At 64.2% G+C, this 20,145-nt stretch carries 15 protein-coding genes; 7 read left to right on the forward strand and 8 right to left on the reverse strand.

Annotated features, from left to right (window positions below; translation table 11 throughout):
• The first annotated feature begins 20 nt into the window (after positions 1–20).
• The gene (miaB, locus tag CJO11_RS02345; protein ID WP_095011266.1) at positions 21–1,355 is read left to right on the forward strand and encodes a tRNA (N6-isopentenyl adenosine(37)-C2)-methylthiotransferase MiaB; all 1,335 of its coding nucleotides are present in this window, start codon (positions 21–23) and stop codon (positions 1,353–1,355) included.
• Here the strand turns inward: miaB and CJO11_RS02350 are convergent.
• Positions 1,352–2,065, reverse strand: a complete 714-nt coding sequence (locus tag CJO11_RS02350) for a hypothetical protein (RefSeq protein ID WP_095011267.1) — start codon at positions 2,063–2,065, stop codon at positions 1,352–1,354. The two genes, miaB and CJO11_RS02350, sit on opposite strands and share 4 nt — an antisense overlap.
• 329 nt (positions 2,066–2,394) lie before the next feature.
• Between CJO11_RS02350 and rarD the strand changes: the two genes are divergently transcribed.
• Entirely contained in the window at positions 2,395–3,327 is a 933-nt protein-coding gene (gene rarD / locus CJO11_RS02355; RefSeq protein ID WP_095011268.1) for an EamA family transporter RarD, read from the forward strand.
• Here rarD and mmsB read toward each other — a convergent pair.
• From mmsB to CJO11_RS02380, 5 genes are all read right to left on the reverse strand, one after another.
• Positions 3,308–4,180 carry a 3-hydroxyisobutyrate dehydrogenase gene (gene mmsB / locus CJO11_RS02360; RefSeq protein WP_095011269.1) on the reverse strand — a complete coding sequence of 291 codons (873 nt, stop codon included), beginning with the start codon at positions 4,178–4,180 and terminating at the stop codon, positions 3,308–3,310. The two genes, rarD and mmsB, sit on opposite strands and share 20 nt — an antisense overlap.
• A gap of 108 nt (positions 4,181–4,288) precedes the next feature.
• Positions 4,289–5,071: an enoyl-CoA hydratase-related protein gene (locus CJO11_RS02365; protein WP_095011270.1), complete on the reverse strand. Its 783-nt coding sequence runs from the start codon at positions 5,069–5,071 to the stop codon at positions 4,289–4,291.
• On the reverse strand, positions 5,068–6,114 hold the full coding sequence (locus tag CJO11_RS02370) for an enoyl-CoA hydratase/isomerase family protein (protein WP_095011271.1): 1,047 nt from the start codon (positions 6,112–6,114) through the stop codon (positions 5,068–5,070). Before CJO11_RS02370 ends, CJO11_RS02365 begins: the two co-directional genes overlap by 4 nt.
• Positions 6,115–6,206: 92 nt before the next feature.
• Positions 6,207–7,352, reverse strand: coding sequence for an acyl-CoA dehydrogenase family protein (locus tag CJO11_RS02375; RefSeq protein WP_095011272.1), 1,146 nt, complete (start codon positions 7,350–7,352; stop codon positions 6,207–6,209).
• 11 nt (positions 7,353–7,363) lie between these two features.
• Positions 7,364–8,860 carry a CoA-acylating methylmalonate-semialdehyde dehydrogenase gene (locus CJO11_RS02380; protein ID WP_095011273.1) on the reverse strand — a complete coding sequence of 499 codons (1,497 nt, stop codon included), beginning with the start codon at positions 8,858–8,860 and terminating at the stop codon, positions 7,364–7,366.
• Positions 8,861–9,114: 254 nt separating this feature from the next.
• Here CJO11_RS02380 and CJO11_RS02385 point away from each other — a divergent pair, with 254 nt between their 5' ends.
• Positions 9,115–9,783 (forward strand): OmpW/AlkL family protein, encoded by a 669-nt coding sequence (locus CJO11_RS02385; protein ID WP_095011274.1) that lies wholly within the window; start codon positions 9,115–9,117, stop codon positions 9,781–9,783.
• Positions 9,784–9,852: 69 nt separating this feature from the next.
• On the opposite strand, the gene recG is transcribed toward CJO11_RS02385, so the two are convergent.
• On the reverse strand, positions 9,853–11,913 hold the full coding sequence (recG, locus tag CJO11_RS02390; protein ID WP_095011275.1) for an ATP-dependent DNA helicase RecG: 2,061 nt from the start codon (positions 11,911–11,913) through the stop codon (positions 9,853–9,855).
• 274 nt (positions 11,914–12,187) lie between these two features.
• Here recG and CJO11_RS02395 point away from each other — a divergent pair, with 274 nt between their 5' ends.
• The 4 genes from CJO11_RS02395 to CJO11_RS02410 all read left to right on the forward strand — a co-directional run bounded on the left by CJO11_RS02395 (position 12,188) and on the right by CJO11_RS02410 (position 19,313).
• Positions 12,188–12,556 (forward strand): hypothetical protein, encoded by a 369-nt coding sequence (locus CJO11_RS02395; RefSeq protein ID WP_150124962.1) that lies wholly within the window; start codon positions 12,188–12,190, stop codon positions 12,554–12,556.
• Positions 12,557–12,619: 63 nt separating this feature from the next.
• The gene (locus tag CJO11_RS02400) at positions 12,620–12,901 is read left to right on the forward strand and encodes an FAD assembly factor SdhE (protein ID WP_095013169.1); all 282 of its coding nucleotides are present in this window, start codon (positions 12,620–12,622) and stop codon (positions 12,899–12,901) included.
• A 103-nt stretch (positions 12,902–13,004) separates the two neighbouring features.
• On the forward strand, positions 13,005–16,478 hold the full coding sequence (mfd, locus tag CJO11_RS02405) for a transcription-repair coupling factor (RefSeq protein ID WP_095011277.1): 3,474 nt from the start codon (positions 13,005–13,007) through the stop codon (positions 16,476–16,478).
• Positions 16,479–16,580: 102 nt separating this feature from the next.
• Positions 16,581–19,313, forward strand: a complete 2,733-nt coding sequence (locus tag CJO11_RS02410; protein WP_150124963.1) for an ATP-binding protein — start codon at positions 16,581–16,583, stop codon at positions 19,311–19,313.
• A gap of 13 nt (positions 19,314–19,326) precedes the next feature.
• Here CJO11_RS02410 and CJO11_RS02415 read toward each other — a convergent pair whose 3' ends face one another.
• Complete coding sequence (locus CJO11_RS02415; protein WP_095013170.1) at positions 19,327–20,124, reverse strand: outer membrane protein assembly factor BamD; 798 nt, start codon at positions 20,122–20,124, stop codon at positions 19,327–19,329.
• Between the last annotated feature and the right edge of the window lie 21 nt (positions 20,125–20,145).

Consider the following 20,145-nt stretch of genomic DNA (forward strand, 5'->3'; position numbering starts at 1 on the left):
TGCCGCTATAGGCGCGCGCCATGCGTGCCAGTTCCCCTCCCAAGACCTACCGGGTCAAAAGCTTCGGTTGCCAGATGAACGTCTACGACGGCGATCGGATGGCCGAATTGCTCGCCTCGCGCGGCATCGCGCCCGCGGCGGAAGGCGAGGAAGCCGACCTGGTGGTGCTCAACACGTGCCACATCCGGGAAAAGGCGGCGGAGAAGGTCTATTCGGACATCGGCCGCTTGCAGAAGGCGGACGGTTCAAAGCCGTTGATCGCGGTCGCCGGGTGCGTCGCGCAGGCCGAAGGCGAAGAAATCATGGCCCGCGCCCCGGCTGTCAGCATGGTCGTGGGCCCGCAGGCGTACCATCGCTTGCCTGAAATGCTCGACAAGGCGGTAGCGGGCGAGCGTGCGACCGATACCGACATGCCGCCGATCGCCAAGTTCGCTGCCCTGCCCGCACGGCGTCGCGCACCCCCAAGCGCGTTCCTGACGGTGCAGGAAGGGTGCGACAAGTTCTGCACCTATTGTGTGGTCCCCTACACGCGCGGCGCGGAAATTTCGCGCCCGTTCAACGATCTCGTTGCCGAAGCAGAGAAACTGGTCGAAGCCGGCGCGCGCGAGATCACTCTGCTCGGCCAGAACGTCAATGCCTGGAGCGGGGAAGACGCGAAGGGCCGGGCAATCGGGCTCGACGGGCTGATCCGCGAACTGGCGAAACTGCCCAATCTCGCCCGCATTCGCTACACCACCAGCCATCCGATGGACGTGACCGACGGTCTGATCGCTGCGCACGGCGAAGTCGACAAGCTTATGCCGTTCCTCCACTTGCCGGTGCAAAGCGGTTCGGACCCGATCCTGAAGGCGATGAACCGCAGCCACGATGCCGAAGGGTATTTGCGGCTGCTCGAACGGTTCCGCGAAGCACGCCCCGACATCGCACTGAGCGGCGACTTCATCGTCGGTTTCCCGGGCGAGACCGAGGCCGATTTCGAAGCCACGATGCAGCTGGTCGATGCGGTCGGTTACGCGCAGGCGTTCAGCTTCAAATATTCCGCCCGTCCCGGCACCCCGGCGGCAAGCATGGATGGAGCGATCGCGCCCGAAGTGATGGACGAGCGCCTCCAGCGCCTGCAGGCCGCGCTCAACCGCGACCAACTGGCGTTCAACCAAGCCAGTGTTGGCAAGCGGTGTGCCGTACTGGTCGAACGCAAGGGCAAGAAGCCCGGGCAGATGCTCGGCAAGTCCCCATGGCTGCAATCTGTCTGGTTCGAAAGCGACGCCGCGCTGGGTGAGATTGCCGAAGTCGAACTGGTCGAGGCGGGCCCGAATTCGCTCGCCGGGCGCGTGCTCGCGCCTGTCAGCGCCTAATCGCGAGCAATCGTTGCCAGCACGACTTCGGTCGGCTGGTGGGTCGTCTTGCCCGCCTTCACCCGCAAATCGAACGCGTCGTTACCCCTGCGCCCGTCGAGGACATCCTGCCCACCGTCGGTCTTTCTGTGACGGGGCGCGTATTTGGATTGCGTTGCGCGGGTCCAGTAGAACGACAGCACGTCGGCAACCGGAACCGGTGTCGTAAAGCGCACGACGCGCGCGTGGCAGTCGGCCGAATCCCCGCCTGCCGCCGCCTGCGTCGCCCCGCGCGGATAGACCGGCAACTCGGGCGGCAAGCGAGCCGCCCAAATCGCGCCTCGCGCCAGCTTCGCCTTGCATTCTGCGGCACCGGGAAGGGTAGCGAGATTGCCGCTAGCCCGCGCATCGGTTGGAACGGCCGCCACCGTCCCGCTCGCGGCAGGCACTGCCAGCACCTTACCATCGAGCATCTGAATCGCGTCCTCGCGCGCAGCAGCGATCGCTTCGGGGGTGACCGGAATGATCGGCAGCGAATGATCGGTATCGATCGTCACTGCCGCCGCACCCTCGTTGCGTTGGGAAAGGTCGGGATCGACCATAATCGGATCGTTGAGCGCCTGCGACACGGCAGGATCCCGGTCGGGCTTGTCGGTATCGGGCGTTTCGCCTTTCCCGCAAGCGGCGAGCAGGACGAGCAGGATCAGTGCAGCGGGATAAGTGCGTCTCATCGGTCGAGACACCTATCCGATAGCCACTCGCATAGGAAGAAGGCGCCGCCTGCCGTGAAGCGAGCGACGCCTTCCGCGACCCCAAGGGGGTTCGCGCCCTGACCGTGGGTGGGCACGGCCTGAGTTGGGAATTTCCAGTCATTGTGGATGGCCGATTCGTCAGCCGTCCCTCATTTGATGCGTTCACAATTAGACGTGTTTACCTGAACACAGAGCAACACCGCTGTCAGATTGCGAAATAATTCAGGACCCTGTGGAGAACCGCTTCTTCAATGAAGCCAAACAGCTGCTTGCCGGGTCGGAACTCCCACCCTAAGGGCCTCCCGAAGATGAACGAACCCAAGCCCTCGCTGCTTCATTCGTGCCTGCCCGCCGCACTTACAGCATACCTGATCTGGGGTTTCCTGCCGCTCTACCTGATTCTCGTGCGGGTAGTGCCACCGGTCGAGTTCGTCGCCTGGCGGATCGTGTGGACGCTGCCGCTGTGCCTGCTGATAGCGGGCTTCCGGAAGCAATTGCCCGAAGTCCTCGCCGCACTGCGTAACCCGCACGTGCTGATGCTGCTGGTCGCGAGTTCGGTGCTGATCGTCATCAACTGGCTGACCTACATCTGGGCGATCCAGGAAGGGCACGTCTACGCCGCGAGCCTGGGCTACTACATCAACCCGCTGGTCAACGTGCTGCTCGGCACGGTCGTGCTCGGCGAGAAGCTTTCGCGGCGCCAGTGGATCGCGGTGGCGATTGCCGCCGCGGGAATCGCGATCCTGCTTGGCGGCGCGCTGACGACGCTATGGATCAGCCTGACGCTGGCTTTCAGTTTCGGCACTTACGGGCTCGTGCGCAAACAGGTGCCGGTGGGGGCGCTGCCCGGCCTGACCATCGAATCGACGATCTTGTTGATGCCCGCACTGGTGACGACCTGGTGGTTTGCCCAGACCCCGCACGGCTCGTCGTTCGGCCACGACCCGCAGCTCAGCCTGCTGATCATGCTCGGTGGGGTGCTCACGGCAACCCCGCTGTGGATGTTCGCGACGGCTGCACGCAAGATGAGCTATTCGGCGCTTGGCTTCACCCAGTTCCTCGCACCGTCGATCGTGTTCGTGCTGGGCCTGACGGTGTTCGACAAGCCGCTGCACCCCGCGCAGCTCGCGTGCTTCGTGTTCATCTGGGCCGCAATCGCGGTGTTCGTGTGGGACCTGCTGGCGCGCAGCCACAAGGCGAGGCCTGCCTCCGCCTCACCAGTCAGTTCATCGTTCGAATGATCCCGGAGAAGTCGACCGCGCCGTTCCCCGCCGCGTCGAACGCTTCGTAAAGGTCCTTCGCGTGGTGGCCCATCTGCGGGTCGATCCCGGCGCTGGCAGCGGCCTCCATCGCCAGCTTGAGGTCCTTGAGCATCAGCGCGGTGGCGAACCCGCCCTGGTAATCGTTGTCCGACGGGCTTTGCGGGCCGACGCCGGGGACCGGGCAATAGCTCGTCATCGACCAGTTCTGGCCGGAGGAAACGCTGGAAATGTCGTAGAAGGTCTGCGGATCGAGCCCGAGCTTCTGCGCCATCGTGAACGCTTCGCAGGTGCCGATCATGTGGATGCCGAGCAGCATGTTGTTGCAGATCTTCGCCGCCTGCCCATTGCCCGCCTGCCCCGCGTGGATCACCGCCTTGCCCATTGCTTCAAGCACCGGTTTCGCGCGTTCGAACGCCTTGTCGCTCCCACCGACCATGAAGGTCAGCGTGCCCGCATTGGCTGCCGCGATCCCGCCGGAGACGGGCGCATCGACCATGTCGTAACCGGCCGCTTCGGCCAGGGCGATCGTTTCGCGCGCGGTAGCGACGTCGATCGTCGAGCAATCGAGGAACACCGCGCCTTCAGGCGCATGGCCGATCACGCTGCCGGTATAGACCGACTTCACGATCGCGCCGTTGGGCAGCATCGTCACCACCGCTTCTACGCCCTGCACCGCTTCCTTGGCATCGGTGAAGGTCGCGCAGCCGTGCTCCCCGGCAGCAGCCAGCGCCGCTTCGCTGAGGTCGAACGCGTTCACCGCGTGGCCCGCCTTGACGAGGTTCGCGGCCATCCCGCCGCCCATGTTGCCGAGGCCGATAAATGCGATCTTCATAATCCAGATCCTCTCAATTCGTTCGTGTCGAGCGGAGGCCGAAGGCCATAGTCGAGACACCTCCCTGAACGTGTCTCGACTTCGCTCGACACGAACGGAGGTTGTCTCCTATCGCCCCTTCCACTGACCTTCGCGCTTCTCGATAAACGCGGCCATGCCTTCCGCCTTGTCCTCGCTGGCGGTGAGGACCTGGAAGATGCGGCGCTCCATGACGATGCCCTGGTCGAGCGTCGTCTCGAACGCGGCGTTGACCATTTCCTTGTTCGCCACCGCCGCCATCGGCGGCATCCCGGCGATGGTCGCGGCGGTTTTCAACGCTTCTTCGAGCAGGCTTTCGTGCGGCACGACGCGCGCGACGAGGCCGCTGCGCTCGGCTTCTTCCGCCCCCATCATCCGCCCGGTGAGGCACATTTCCATCGCCTTGGCCTTGCCTACCGCGCGGGTCAGCCGCTGGCTGCCGCCCATCCCTGGCGCGACGCCGAGCTTGATCTCTGGCTGGCCGAACTTAGCGTTTTCGCTCGCGATGATGAAGTCCGCCATCATTGCCAACTCGCACCCACCGCCAAGCGCGAAACCGTTGACCGCGGCGATCCACGGCTTGCGGGTCGCCTTGACCAAGTGGCTCGTCCAGCGGGAGAAGAAATCCTCGTTGTAGAAATCGGCTGCCGGCTTGTCGGCCATTTCCTTGATGTCGGCCCCCGCGGCAAACGCCTTGTCCCCGCTGCCCGTCAACACCGCACAACGCTGGGTGCTGTCTGCCTCGAACGCGGCGAACGCGCTGATCAATTCCTCCAGCACCTGGCTGTTGAGCGCATTGAGCGACTTGGGCCGGTTGAGCGTGACCAGCGTCACCGCGCCTTGTTGTTCGACAGTAATCGTTTCGTAGCTCATAACGGCTTCCATTCCTCGTTTGCCGGCAGCGGTGCGAAGATACTGTCGAGCAGTTCCTCGCTCACGCCTTCGGGGGTCGGCGGGTTCCACTTGGGGTCGCCGGTCTTATCTACGATCACTGCGCGCACGCCCTCGGCAAAGTCGGGGCGCAGCAGCACGCGGCTGGCGATGCGGTATTCCATCGCCATGTTGTCAGCGAAATCGGAGAGCTTCGCGCTTTCGGCGAGTTGGCGCAGCGCGACCTTGCAGGTCTGCGGGCTCTTGGTGCCGAGCGCATCGCGCTCTTTCGCCGCCCACTCGCTGTCGTCGGCCTCGAGGCTCGCGAGGATGTCCTCGTAGCGGTCCGAAGCGAAGTGCTTGGCGATCTTGTCGGCGTTGCCTTCGATCCGCGCGTGCGGGGGCGTTATCGAAAGCTCCGACAGGATACCGCCGATGCGATCGGGGTTTTCGGCGATCCGCGCCTTGGCCTCGGCCAGCTTCTCGCTCGGCAGGTAGTGCGTCGCGATCCCTGCCCACAGGCATTCCGCCCCATCGAGCCGCGCTCCAGTCAGTGCAAGGAACTGCCCTAGCCGCCCACCGAGCCGCGAGAGATACCACCCGCCGCCGACATCGGGGAACAGTCCGATCCCCGTCTCGGGCATCGCGAACCGGGTGTTCTCGGTCGCCACGCGGAACTTCGCCGGCTGGCTGATGCCGACCCCGCCGCCCATCGTGATCCCGTCCATGAACGCGACGATCGGCTTGGCGTATTCGAACATCCGGTGGTTGAGCTGGTATTCGTCGTGGAAGAACTTCCGCCCGCTCACCCCGCCATCGTTGAGCGCGGAGTTGCGCAGCAGGTTGATATCGCCACCGGCGCAAAAACCCCGCCCTTCGGCATGGTCGAGCAGGACCGCAGCAATCGCGTCGTCTTCCGCCCATTCGCCCAACGCCGCGCTCATCGCGTGGCACATATCGAGCGTCAACGAATGCAGCGCCTTCGGGCGATTGAGCGAGATATGCCCCGCCGCGCCGTGGGTGTGAATGTGAACTTCCGAAGTCAATCAAACCTCCGTTCGGTTCGAGCAAAGTCGAGAACCGACTGCGCGACCGTGTCTCGTCTTCGCTCGACACGAACGGCAGAAATGAGTCAAATTTACTGCCGCAGCATGTCCCGGCCGACGATCATCCGCATGACCTGGTTGGTTCCTTCGAGGATCGAGTGGACCCGCAGGTCGCGCCAGAACCGCTCGATCGGGTAGTCTTTGAGATAGCCGTAGCCGCCGAACAGCTGCAGCGCATCATTGACCACCTTGCTGCCGGTATCGGTCGCGAGCCGCTTGGCCATCGCCGAGAAGCGCGACTTGTCGGGCGCGCCGTCGGTCACCTTGCACGCTGCAAGGTAGAGCAGCGCGCGCGCCGCCTCGAGCTCGGTTGCCATGTCGGCGAGCATGAACTGGGTGTTCTGGAAATCCGCCACCGGCTGGCCGAACTGCTGGCGCTCCTTGGTGTAGCTCACCGCTTCATCGAGACACCGCTGCGCCCCGCCGAGGCTGCACGCCCCGATATTGAGCCGCCCGCCGTCGAGCCCGGCCATTGCGAAGCGGAAGCCCTCGCCTTCGGCGCCGACCCGGTTGGACACCGGCACCCGGCAATCCTCGAAGATCAGCTGCGCCGTCGGCGAGGCGTTCCAGCCCAGCTTGTTCTCCGGCGCGCCGTGGCTGAGGCCGGGCGTGCCTTTCTCGACCACCAGGCAGGTGATGCCCTTCGCCTTGTCTTCGCCGGTGCGGACCATCACGACGTAGATATCGTTGAACCCGCTGCCGGAGATGAACTGCTTGGTGCCGTTCAGGACATAATGGTCGCCGTCGAGCTTGGCGGTGGTCTTGAGCGCGGCGGCGTCGGACCCGCTGCCCGGTTCGGTGAGCGCGTAGCTGGCGATGTGTTCCATCGTCACCAGCTTGGGCAGGTACTTCGCCTTGAGCTCCGCCGAGCCGTAGGTGTCGATCATCCACGCGGCCATGTTGTGGATCGAGACGTAGGCGCTGGTCGCGGGGCAGCCATAGGCCATTGCTTCCATGATCAGCGCCGCTTCGAGCCGCCCGAGCGCGATCCCGCCACTTGCCTCGCTGACGTAGATCGCGCCGAAGCCGAGCTCGCCGGTCTTCTGGATCACGTCGCGCGGGAAGTGATGCTTCTCGTCCCACTCGGCGGCGAACGGCGTGATGTTGTCGGCGGTAAACCGCTGCGCCATTTCCTGGATGGCGAGCTGGTCGTCGGTAAGTTGGAACTGGCTGGTCATTGTGCGTTCCGTCACCCCATCGTCGGGATGACGAATGCGTTGGAGCCATCGCCGCCGCCATCGGGCCAGCGCTGGGTGACCTTCTTGGTCTTGGTCCAGAACCGCAGCCCTTCCATCCCGTACTGGTCGATGTCGCCGAAGCCCGAACGTTTCCAACCGCCGAAGCTGTGGTAGCTCACCGGCACCGGGATCGGCACGTTGATCCCGACCATGCCGACGTTGACCCGGCTGGCGAACTCGCGCGCGGCGTGGCCGTTGCGGGTGAAGATCGCCACACCGTTGCCGTACTGGTGCTTGCTCGGCAGGCTGACGGCTTCCTCGAAGTCCTTAGCCCGCACGATCTGGAGCACGGGGCCGAAGATCTCTTCCTTGTAGCTGTCCATGTCAGTGGTGACGCGGTCGAGCAGCGTCGGGCCGACGAAAAACCCGTTCTCGTGGCCCTGCAGGCTGAACCCGCGCCCGTCGATCACGACTTCGGCGCCTTCCTTCTCGGCGGTGTCGATCCAGCCTTCGATGCGCGCCTTGTGCTCCGCGGTGACCACCGGGCCATAGTGCGCATCGGGATCGGTCGAGACACCGACACGCAGCGCGTTGATCGCGGGGATCAGCTTGGCCTTGAGCTTCTCGGCAGTATCGTCGCCCACCGGGACCACCACGGGCAGCGCCATGCACCGCTCGCCGGCCGAACCGAACGCCGCGCCGGTCAGGTCATTGACCACCTGGTCGAGGTCGGCATCGGGCATCACGATCCCGTGGTTCTTGGCTCCGCCGAACGCCTGCACCCGCTTCGCATTGGCACTGCCGCGCGCGTAGATATATTGCGCGATGTCGGACGAGCCGACGAAGCTGATCGCCGGGATATCGGGATGGTCGAGGATCGCATCGACCATTTCCTTGTCGCCGTTGACGACCTGCAGCAGCCCCTCGGGCGCACCCGCCTCGAGGAACAGCTCGGCGAGCCGCACCGGCACGCTCGGGTCACGCTCGCTGGGCTTGAGGATAAATGCGTTGCCCGCCGCGATCGCCATGCCGAACATCCACATCGGGATCATCGCCGGGAAGTTGAACGGCGTGATCCCCGCGCCGATGCCGAGCGGCTGGCGCATCGAATAGACGTCGATCCCCGGACCCGCGCCCTGGGTGTACTCACCCTTCAATGCCTGCGGGATGCCGCAGGCGTATTCGATCACTTCGAGCCCGCGCTGCACGTCGCCGTGCGCGTCTTCGACCACCTTGCCGTGTTCGCTCGACAGCAGGCGAGCAAGATCGTCCTTGTTCGCCTCGACCAGCTCCTTGAACTTGAACATCACCCGGGCGCGGCGCTGCGGATTGGTCGCCGCCCACTCCGGCTGGACCGTCTTTGCGGCATCGACCGCACGTTGCAGCAGCGCGGCATCGCCCAACGATACCTGCGCCTGCACTTCGCCGGTGGAAGGGTTGAACACGTCCTTGGTCCGCCCCGAACCGCTGCCCGGGCCGCCGACCATGAAGTGATCGATATTGCGCATGAGTCTCTCCTTTGATGGGAGCCACGTGGCACTTCGGACGCGTGGCTGCAAGGTTCAAACCTGCCCGCAAGCCCTATCGAATTTGCAGCACGCAATTGGACGGCAAGACGACCAAATCGTCGGCCAATTGCGTAATAATGTTTCACCCCTTGATCTAGATCAACCACATCCTCTGATCGATCCGCCAGTGAGTCGGGGCGCAGCAAAAATCCTGGGCCGCGAGGGGTGGCCACTGCGGCGCTGGATTGATCTACATGAAAACCTGTCTAGCTGCTGTCGGCATTGCGCTGGCGGCCTTCGCCAGCCAACCCGCCATCGCCAAGGACGGAGGAAAGCTCCAGGTCAAGGTGCTCGGCACGGCAGTGCTGCCCGATGGAAAGATTACCAAGGTTAACACCGATCTGGTCGGGCTCCCTTCGGACCTACAAACAACCGCAAACGACAACTACGTTCCGACGATCGCAATCGAATATTTCGCGACTCCGTCGGTCTCTGTCGAGACGATCTGCTGCATGACTGAGCACGACGTCGATGCGACCACGGGCCTTCCGGGCGCAGAACTGGTCTCAAACGCCAAGCTGATCCCGGCAACGGTGACGCTCAAGTACCACTTCAACCCCGAAGGCATCTCGCCCTACATCGGCGCGGGTCCCAGCTTCTTCTGGTGGGTCGACAAGAACCCTGGCGCGGCCACGATCCCGCTAGGCGTCACCAATTTCGACATGACCAGCAAGTTCGGCGTCGCGCTCCAGGCGGGCGTGGACGTGCCGATCAATTCGAACGGCCTGTCGATTTCGCTCGACGCAAAGAAGTATTTCGTCAGCACGACGGCACGGTGGTACGCTGGCAGCACGAAGGTCATCGAGACCGAGCACAAGCTCGACCCGTGGGTGCTGAGCGCAGGCTTGGCCTTTCGCTTCTGAAGCAATCCGATAGGGGGAGCGATCGCCGGGTGGCAGCAATGCCCCCGGCGGTCTTTGGCGCGGCCGACTTCAGCCTCCGCGCAACAGCTGCACGCCCCAATCGCGTTCGAACAGGTAGAGCAGGATGCGTGCCGCCTCGCCGCGGTCGCTGGCGAGCCCGCCATCGCGTTCCATCAGCAGGCGCGCATCGTCGTGGGCTAGCGGCAGCAAGCGCTGGATCTGGTCGAGATCGGCGACCTTGAACGGCGTATCGCCCGATTGGCGGGTGCCGAGCAGTTCGCCGCCGCCGCGCAGCCGCAGGTCCTCCTCGGCAAGCCTGAACCCGTCCTGCGTCTCGCGCATCAGCGATAGTCGCGCCTTGCCGGTTTCGCTCAGCTCTCCGCCGCGCAGCAGCACGCACGCGGACTTGGCGCTGCCCCGCCCCACGCGCCCACGCAACTGGTGCAACTGAGCGAGCCCGAAGCGCTCCGCCTGTTCGATCACCATCAGCGTCGCGTTGGGAACGTCGACCCCGACTTCGATCACTGTCGTCGCGACCAGCAGTTTTGCCTCGCCGGACGCAAACCGCTCCATCGCTGCGTCCTTCAGTTCCGGCTTGAGCTGGCCGTGGACCAGCACGACGTCGTCGCCGAACCGCTCCTTCAACGCAGCATAGCGTGCCTCGGCGGCGGCGATATCCTCGCTCTCCTGTTCGCGCACCATCGGGCACACCCAATACGCCTGCGCCCCGCCCGCGATCGCCAAGCCAAGCCGGTCGATGACTTCGCCGAGCCGCTCGGTCGAAACGACCACGGTGTCGATCGCCTGCCGGCCGGGCGGCATTTCGTCTAGGCGGCTCACGTCCATCTCGCCGTATTGCGCCAGTGTCAGCGTGCGCGGGATCGGTGTCGCGGTCATCGCCAGCGTATGCGGCGTGACCTTGCCCTTTTGCGCCAGCATCAACCGCTGCGACACGCCGAAGCGGTGCTGTTCGTCGATCACCACCAAGCCGAGGTTGCGATAGTTCACCGTCTCCTGGAAGATCGCGTGCGTCCCGACGACGAGACTTATCGAACCATCCTGGAGCCCCATAAGGATGGATTCGCGCGCCCTGCCCTTGTCGCGCCCGGTAAGCAGCGCGATCTCGACGCCGGTGGGCGCAAGCATCTGGCGCAAGGTATCGTAATGCTGGCGCGCGAGGATTTCGGTCGGTGCAAGCAACGCGGCCTGCGCGCCGGCCTCCACTGCCGTCAGCATCGCTTCGAGCGCGACGACGGTCTTGCCCGAGCCCACGTCGCCCTGCAGCAACCGCAGCATCGGGGTATCCTGCGCCAGGTCGCCCTCGATCTCAGTGATCGAGCGACGTTGCGCCCCGGTCAGTGGGAACGGCAACTGGAGCTTGTCGCGCAAGTGCCCGTCACCGCGCAGCGCCTGCCCCTTGCGACGCCGGTTGTCGGCCCGCACCAGCATCAGCGCGAGACTGTTGGCGAGCAATTCGTCATAGGCGAGCCGATCGCGGGCCGCGGCGTGTTCGCCCTTGTGCGCCAGCTTGAGCGCATCGGCCCACGCAGGCCATTTCTCTTTCGCGAAGTGCCCCGGCTCGATCCACTCCGGCATTTCGGGCAAGCGAGTGAGCGCCTGTGCTACCAGCCCGGCAACCTTGGGCTGGGTCAAACCGCTGGCGAGCGCATAGACCGGCTCGTTAAGCGTGCCGAGAAGGCCTTCGCTGGTCTTCGCGACATGGTCTGGATGCACGATCTGGAGCATCTGCCCGTACTCGTCGAGCCGCCCGGCGATCCACCGCTTCTCGCCCACCGGAAGCTGCTTCTTCGCAGTGTAGCTCGCCCGCCCGAAGTATGTCAGCGCGCACACATTGCCGAGCGCATCGCTGGCAAAAACACGGTACGGCCCGCGCCCTGTCCTGCTCGCTCGGTGCTCGGTCGGGGTCAATGCCACGACGATCTGTTCGCCAACGCTGGCTTCATCAAGGTTGTCGACCGGGCGCCGGGTCACAAACCGGTCGGGCAAGTGATAGGCGACATCGCCCACCCGCATGAGCCCGAGCTTGTCGAGCGGCTGCTTTACCTTTGGCCCCACGCCATCGAGCGTTTCGACCTCTGCAAACAGCGGATTGAGTACGTCAGGACGCATCGCTAATCCCTAACCCGTTCTGGCGATTCTGCGAAGCCGACGGGCAGGACTTGTCAAACGATCGATTCGCCTGTCTATTGCTCGCAGGATGACGCTGAGGGGGAGGCAGTGTTTTCGAAACATCTCCCTGTGCGATAATGTCCGGACCGAACGGGTCGTATCTCCACTCAACCTAATCAGGGGGAATACGATGATTCGCAAACTGACAATCTCAATCGCAGCGGCTGCTACCTTAATCGGGGGCTCGGCCATGTTCGTGGCCAGTTCGCCAGCAATGGCCCAGGCCGCGGAGAAGGAAGAGGCGCGCACGACATACCGGATCGAATACCTCAAGCTGAAACCTGGCACCCAGCAACGCTGGATCGAACTGGGTGAGAAGTATTTTGGCCCGGCAACCAAAGAGGCGGGCCTCGATCAACCGAAGATAGTCTGGCTGACAACCGGTCGCTGGGATATCATGATGATGTTCAAGATGCCGCGCGGGATGGCAATGCTCGACAGCCACAACTCGCCCGAACAGACCGCCTTCCGCAAGGCAATGGTCAAGGTCGCGGGCTCCGAAGAAGCGGCGAAGAAGATCTACGACGAGGACCAGGCGATGACGGCCGACTCGATGGTGGTCTACGGTCACACGCACCCTTGATCGAAACACGAGAATAACAGACACGGGGTGCCGTTCGACAAACCGAAGGGCGCCCCGTTTCGCATGACCGACCCTGCTGCAATCGATTTTTCGACCCGCCTCGCCCGTGCGAAATTCCGCGCCTGGCACCGCGGGACGCGCGAGGCCGATTTCATGATCGGCGGGTTCTTCGATCGCTACGCTGCAAGCTGGGGCGAGAGCGCGCTTGCGTGGTTCGAAGCGCTGCTCGAAGAAGATGACGTCGACATCATGGCGTGGGCCATGCAGTCGCAGCCGGTGCCGCCTGCCTTCGATGGCGAACTGATGCAGGCAATGCAGAGGCTCGATTACGTCGATATCCGCTGAGGCGGTTGGAATTTCCCGCCGTTGCCCTATGTGAGGGCCCGATAACGACCCCGTCCGAACCCTCGGGCGGGTTTTCGCGCGTGCGCCAGCCACAGGAAACCCGATGCCCGATCTCCAGAAAATCCTGTCTGCACGCGAGCCACTGAATCTGTCCTCACTGCCACGCGGCAGCCAACCACTGGTGCTCGGCGACCTTGCCCGCGCCGCCAAGGGCCGTGCGGTATTCATTGCGCCCGACGATGCAGCGATGCGGTCGATCGCCGAGGCCGCGCAGTATTTTGCGCCGGAACTGGAAGTGATCGAGTTTCCGGCGTGGGACTGCCTGCCCTACGACCGGTCGAGCCCCGCACTCGCGATCAGCGCGCAGCGGCTGGCCGCGCTCCACCGGCTGCAGGCGGGCAAGGCGGGTAGCCAGCTGCTGGTGACGACCGCCAACGCCCTGCTCCAGCGCGTGCTGACCCCATTCCGCATCCGCGAGGCGGTGCAGGAATTCCGGCCCGGCGCGGTGATCCCGCACGACCAGCTCACCGCGATGCTGATGCGGCAAGGCTATTCGCGCACCGATACCGTGATCGACCACGGCGAATTCGCGATGCGCGGCTCGATCTTCGACGTGTTCCCCTCCGGCCTCGACCAGGGTTTACGACTCGACTTCTTCGGCGACGATCTCGAATCGCTGCGCACCTTCGATCCCTCGACCCAGATGAGCACCGGGGTGCTGGAAAGCCACCTGCTGCTCCCCGCAAGCGAAGCCCTGCTCGACGAGCAATCTATCAAGCGCTTCCGCAGCCGTTATCGCGAGATGTTCGGGGCCAACGCGACGCAGGATCCGCTCTACCAGGCGGTCAGCGACGGGCGGCGGCTCGCAGGGATGGAGCACTGGCTGCCGCTGTTCGAGGACCGGATGGCGACGCTGTTCGACCATCTTTCGGCCGACGACCTGTTGGTGATCGACGCCGGAGCGCTGTCGGCGGGCGAGGAACGTTTTGCGGATGTCGCCGACTACCACCGCCAGCGCGCCGAACACGCCGAAGGCAGCTACCGCCCGCTGGCGACCGATGCGCTCTACCTGACGAGCGACGAATTCAATGAAGCGCTGCAGTCGCGCCCGATCCACCGCGCTTCGATCTTCGCCGAGCCCGAAAGTGCGACGACGGTCGATTACGGGTTCCATTCGGGACGTGATTTCGCTCCTGAGCGCGCGCGCGGCGACAACGTCTATGCCGCTGCCGCCGAGCACCTCAAGGCAGTCGGCAAAGCGGGCAAACGGCCCCTGCTGGCGGCCTATTCGAAGGGTAGCCGATCGCGCCTGGCGTCAATCCTGACCGAGGCCGGTGCACCGACCGCGCTTGCCGATACCTGGCAGGAAGCGTTGGGGCTGGCCGCCAAGGGCAAGCCGGTTGCACTGGTGCTGCCGCTCGATACCGGGTTCGCCAACGACGAGATCGACCTCGTCACCGAGCAGGACGTGCTCGGCGACCGGCTGGTGCGGCGCAAGAAGCGGCGCAAGGATGCCGATGCGTTTCTCGCCGAGCTGTCGGCGCTCAATGCGGGCGACCTCGTGGTTCACATCGACCACGGCATCGGGCGCTATCGTGGGCTCGAAGCGATCCCCGTCGGACAGAGCAAGCACGACTGCGCAATGCTCGAATACGCCGGGGGCGACAAGCTCTACGTGCCGGTCGAAAACCTCGAGGTACTCAGCCGCTATGGCGCGGCGGAAGGCACGGTCATGCTCGACCGGCTGGGCGGAGAAGCATGGCAGAAGCGCCGCGCGCGCCTGAAGGAACGCATCCGCGAAATCGCCGGCGAATTGCTCGCTACCGCTGCCGCCCGCGCGCTGCGCAAAGCACCGGTGCTCGAAGCCGAGGAAGCCGGGTTCAACCAGTTCGTCGAACGCTTCCCGTGGGAGGAAACCGACGACCAGGATCGCGCGATCGCCGATGTCCTGCGCGACCTGGAATCGGGCAAACCGATGGACCGCCTCGTCTGCGGCGATGTCGGCTTCGGCAAGACCGAAGTCGCGCTGCGTGCCGCGTTCGTCGCAGCGATGAGCGGCAAACAGGTTGCCGTGGTCGCCCCCACCACCCTGCTCGCCCGCCAGCACTTCGAAAACTTCTCGGCGCGCTTTTCCGGTTTCCCGCTGAAAGTCGGGCGGCTCAGCCGCCTTGTCGGCGCCAAGGAAATGAGCGCAACCCGCGAAGGGCTGAAGAAAGGCGATGTCGATATCGTCATCGGCACGCACGCGATCCTCTCGAAATCGACCGAATTCCGTGACCTCGGGCTGGTGATCGTCGACGAAGAACAACGCTTCGGCGTGACCCACAAGGAAAAGCTCAAGCAGCTGCGCGCCGACGTCCATGTCCTCACGCTCACCGCTACGCCGATCCCGCGCACGCTGCAGATGGCGATGAGCGGGCTGCGCGAGCTCTCCACGATCCAGACCCCGCCGGTCGACCGGCTCGCGGTGCGCACTTACGTGATGGAATGGGACGACATGGTGATGCGCGAGGCGTTGCTTCGCGAACATCATCGCGGCGGGCAAAGCTTCATCGTCGTGCCGCGCATCAAGGACATGGCCGAAGTCGAGGAATGGCTCCGCGAGCACGTGCCCGAGGTGAAGCCGATCACCGCACACGGCCAGATGAGCCCGACCGAAGTCGAGGAACGCATGAGCGCGTTCTACGATGGCAAGTACGAAGTGCTGCTCTCGACCACCATCGTCGAAAGCGGGCTCGATATCCCCAGCGCGAACACCATCGTGATCCACCGCGCCGACCGCTTCGGGCTTGCCCAGCTCTACCAATTGCGCGGCCGTGTCGGCCGGAGCAAGCTGCGTGCCTATGCCTATCTCACCACGCCCGCCGACACCGTTCTGAGCGAAGTGGCGGAAAAGCGGCTCAAGGTGCTCGGCGACCTCGACAGCCTTGGCGCGGGGTTCCAGCTCGCGAGCCACGATCTCGACATTCGCGGCGCGGGCAACCTCCTGGGCGACGAGCAGTCGGGCCACATTCGCGAGGTGGGCTTCGAACTCTACCAGTCGATGCTGGAGGACGCGATCGTTGCTGCAAAGGCGGGCGACACGGGACTGGAACCGGCAAAGGACGCGTTCAGCCCGCAAATCACCGTCGATGCACCGATCATGATCCCGGACGACTACGTGCCCGATCTCGCGGTGCGGATGGGCCTCTATCGCCGTCTCAACGATGCCCGCGACCAGGGCGAGATCGAAGCGCTGGCGGCCGAGATGATCGACCGTTTTGGCCCGCTGCCGCAGCCGACCGCCAACCTCGTTCGACTGATCGAAATCAAGCACCAGGCGATCGCCGCCAATATCGCCAAGATCGACGTTGGCGCGCGCGGAACTCTCGTTACGTTCCACAACGATGACTTTCCCGACCCTGCGGGCTTGCTGGCATGGGTCGATCGGGTGGGTGACACGGTCAAGCTTCGCCCCGACATGAAGCTGGTGCTCAGCCGCGCATGGAGCGATCCGCAAAGCCGCCTCAACGGCCTGTTCCAGCTTACCAAGGGGCTGAGCGGGATCGCCCGGAAGGCGAGGAAACCCGCGGCATGATTTCGCCTGAAATGTAGGCGCAAGTACCTAGGGCGAAGTTTGCGCCGCCCCAACCAATCCCCTCCAATCTCGGACAACCACCGGCAAAGGGGGAACGTCGCCGTGTTCAGAAAGCTTCGGGCAACCGGGTTGCCGCACCCGATCGCCATCTTCGCGCTGGCCGTCGTGTTCGGCCTGCTCGCTTTTGCGGGAATCGAATTGACCCGTGACGACGGGCGGATCGCCGCTGTCTGGCTACCCAATGCAATCCTGGTCGCGGTTCTCCTGCGCGGCCGGGGGCGCGGAACACTGGCGTTTCTCCCGTTCACCTTCGCTGTAAACTTGGCGGTCAACATCATCGAAGGCGACGGTGCGGCAGTCGCTGCCGGATTGGCGTTCGCGAACGCTTTCGAAGTCCTGCTGGTCTGGTGGGGAATGCTCCGTGCCGGGATACCCCGTCCCGATATGTCGGAGATTCGCCACCTGGCCGTCTATTGCGTGATTGCAGGTATAGGGGCGCCTTTGGCGTCCGCGCTCGCGGCGGTTGTTGTCCTCCAACCCGGAACCGTCGCGAGCGCACTCACATTGATCAGGACCTGGTCGATTGCGGATTCGCTGGGCTTGCTCCTGCTTACCCCTACCCTGCTGATCCTGTCTGACGCGTGGCGATCGCGGAGGCGACCGACCGCGAAAGACCTGCCCGACTGGCTGTTCCTGTTCCTGGTCGGAACCGCCATCACGGTCGCGGTGTTTGCGCAGACGCGATACCCGTTCCTGTTCATGGTTCCTCCAGTGGTGGTGCTCCATGCTTTCCGCCAGGGAAGCCTGGGCACCGCGATCTCGATTCTCAAGATCGCTGCGATCGCGACGACCGCAACCGCCTGGGGCTATGGTCCGATACATCTCGCGAAGGGTCAGTTCAGCGAGCAGATCGTCGTGCTTCAGCTGTTCCTGGTAACCGCGTTCGTTACCGGACTCCCGATCGCCGCTATGCTCCATAGCCGGGACAGGATTGCCGATGGGCTGGCCGAAAGCGAGCGGAGGTTCCGCCAGATCGCCGAAGCCGCCCCGATCGCGATTTTCTGCGCCGACGCTGCCGGCAAGATCAACTTCGTAAACTCGACCTGGTCCCGAATGCTCGGCAGGCCGGCAAAGGACCTGATGGGCGATGGCTGGGTCGCATCCCTGCGCGATCTTAGCCCGTTCACGGATGACCCGGCATGGCAAGGCTTCGAGCAACCGGGCGACTTGCGCCGACGTGTCCTGCATTTCGAATCGGCCGACGGCAGCGACCTGTGGCTCGAGACGGTCAACAGTGCCGAATTCGATAGCAAGGGCAGGATCGTTGGTTTCGTCGGCGCGGGAACCGACATTACCGAACAGCGCGCCGCGCTCGAAAAGGCAAAACAGGCTGCGCAAGCAAAGGCCGCGTTCCTTGCCAACATGAGCCACGAAATTCGCACCCCGATGAACGGGGTGATCGGCTTTACCGACCTGTTGCTGGCGGCCGACCTGCCAGCGGAACAGCGCCACCATGTCGAGTTGATCGCCGAATCGGGCAAGGCCATGCTGCGGCTGCTCAACGATATCCTCGACATGTCGAAGATCGATTCAGGCCAGATGCAGATTTCACCCGAACCAATGGACCTGCGGCACAAGCTCGCTGGAGCGATCGCCTTGCTCAAGCCAATCGCGCAGGCCAAGGGTCTCGGACTTACCCTCGACGTAGCCGATGGCCTGCCGACATGGATTGACGCCGACCAGCATCGCCTGCGCCAGATCGTGCTCAACCTGGTAGGCAATGCAGTCAAGTTCACCGAACGCGGCAAAGTCACGGTCGCAGCGCAGATTCACGACACGCTTGGGGAACCGACTATGGTGATCGTAGTCGAAGATACCGGGATCGGAATTGCACCCGATCACCTCGCCACGATTTTCGACCAGTTCACCCAAGGCGACAGTTCGACCGCGCGCAAGTTTGGCGGGACCGGGCTGGGCCTGGCGATCAGCGCAAAGCTGGTCAAGATGATGGGCGGTGAAATCGACGTCACCAGCGAAGTCGGCAGGGGAACCCGGTTCACTGTGCGCCTCCCGCTTGTTCCGATTGTCGAACCGGCAATTCTCGAATCCGCGGCGCCCGAGCCCTGCGATCGCCCACCACCACAAGCTCGATCGCTAAAGGTGCTGGTGGCCGAAGATCACGACATCAACCAGATCCTGATCCGCGCGCTTGCCGAGCAGGCCGGAATGGCCGCGGACATCGCCAACGACGGTGCCGAGGCAATCGACATGGTCGCTGCGGCACACGCTGAAAGCGCGCCCTACGACCTGGTCCTGATGGACATGCAGATGCCGCGGATCGACGGGCTCGAAGCGACACGGCGGATTCGCGCACTCGGCTTCGGCAGCGAACAACTGCCGATTGTGGCGTTGACCGCGAATGCCTACCCGGACGATGTCGCCGCGTGTCTCGATGCCGGAATGCAAGGACATCTCGCCAAACCGGTAACCCTGGAGGATCTGCTGCGGACATCGGCCCAGCTGGTTGCTCGACCTGCGCCGGTTCGGGCTCGGGACAGCGCACCCGCCGTTTCGCTCGAGGACCGCTATCGGGAACGGAAACAGGCAGCATTCGATGCACTTGCCGACGCTGCCAGCGCAGGCCGGCTATCGCAGCACGAACGCGACGATCTGGTCGATCAATTGCACAAACTGGCGGGAACGGCTGGCTATTTCAAAGAGGCCGCGCTCGGGCGCGAAGCGCGCGCGCTCGAGAACGACCTTCGCAACTCCGGTCTGTCCGAAGCATCCCAGCTGGTGAACGAGCGCATGCCGAGGCTGCAACGCGCCGCATAGGCGCGCCTCGCGATCAGCTCGCCTTGGCGTTGGGCGCGTACTTTTCCATCAGGTTGTACGCCTTCTGGTACCACTTGCTGCCGGGATAGTTCGCCCCCAGCACCGCAGCGTACTTCTTCGCCTCGTCCGGGATACCGAGCGCGAGGTTGGTCTCGGTCATGCGGAACAGCGCTTCGGGCGCGTGGCTGGTGGTCGAATAGTTGTCGACCACGTTCTTGAACCGGATCGAGGCCGCCAGCCAGTCGCCGCTGCGTTCGTAGAAACGGCCGATCTCCATTTCCTTGCCCGCCAAGTGGTCCTGCACGAGGTCGAGCTTGAGCTTGGCGTCGGTGGCGTAGGGCGTGTCGGGATAGCGGCGGATCAGTTCGCGCAGCGCGGTTCGCGCCTGGTCGGTCACCGCCTGGTCGCGGGTCACGTCGCTGATCTGCTCGTAGTAGCTGAGCGCGATCAGGTAGTAGGCATACGGCGCCTCGCGGTTGCCCGGGTGGATCGAGAGGAACCGCTGCGCGCTGTCGATCGCCTTGGCATAGTCGCGCGCGACGTAATAGCTGAACGCACCCATGATCTGCGCGCGGCGGGCCCACGGCGAATAGGGGTGCTGGCGCTCGACCTCGTCGAACAGCGCGGCAGCGACCTTGGGCTGGTTGGTGTCGAGCTTGTCCTTCGCGGTGAGGTACAGCGTTTCCACGTCGCGGGCGACGTAGGCGGTGTCCTTCACCTTGCCGCCCCGCCCGGCGCAACCGGTCACGAGCAGCGAGGAGCCGACCACGGCGGCGACGAGAGCAAGCTTGAGCGGGCTGCGCGAAACGATCTGCATAGGCCGGTGCCTATA

The sequence above is a fragment of the Tsuneonella mangrovi genome (assembly GCF_002269345.1).
Classification (GTDB): Bacteria; Pseudomonadota; Alphaproteobacteria; order Sphingomonadales; family Sphingomonadaceae; genus Tsuneonella; species Tsuneonella mangrovi.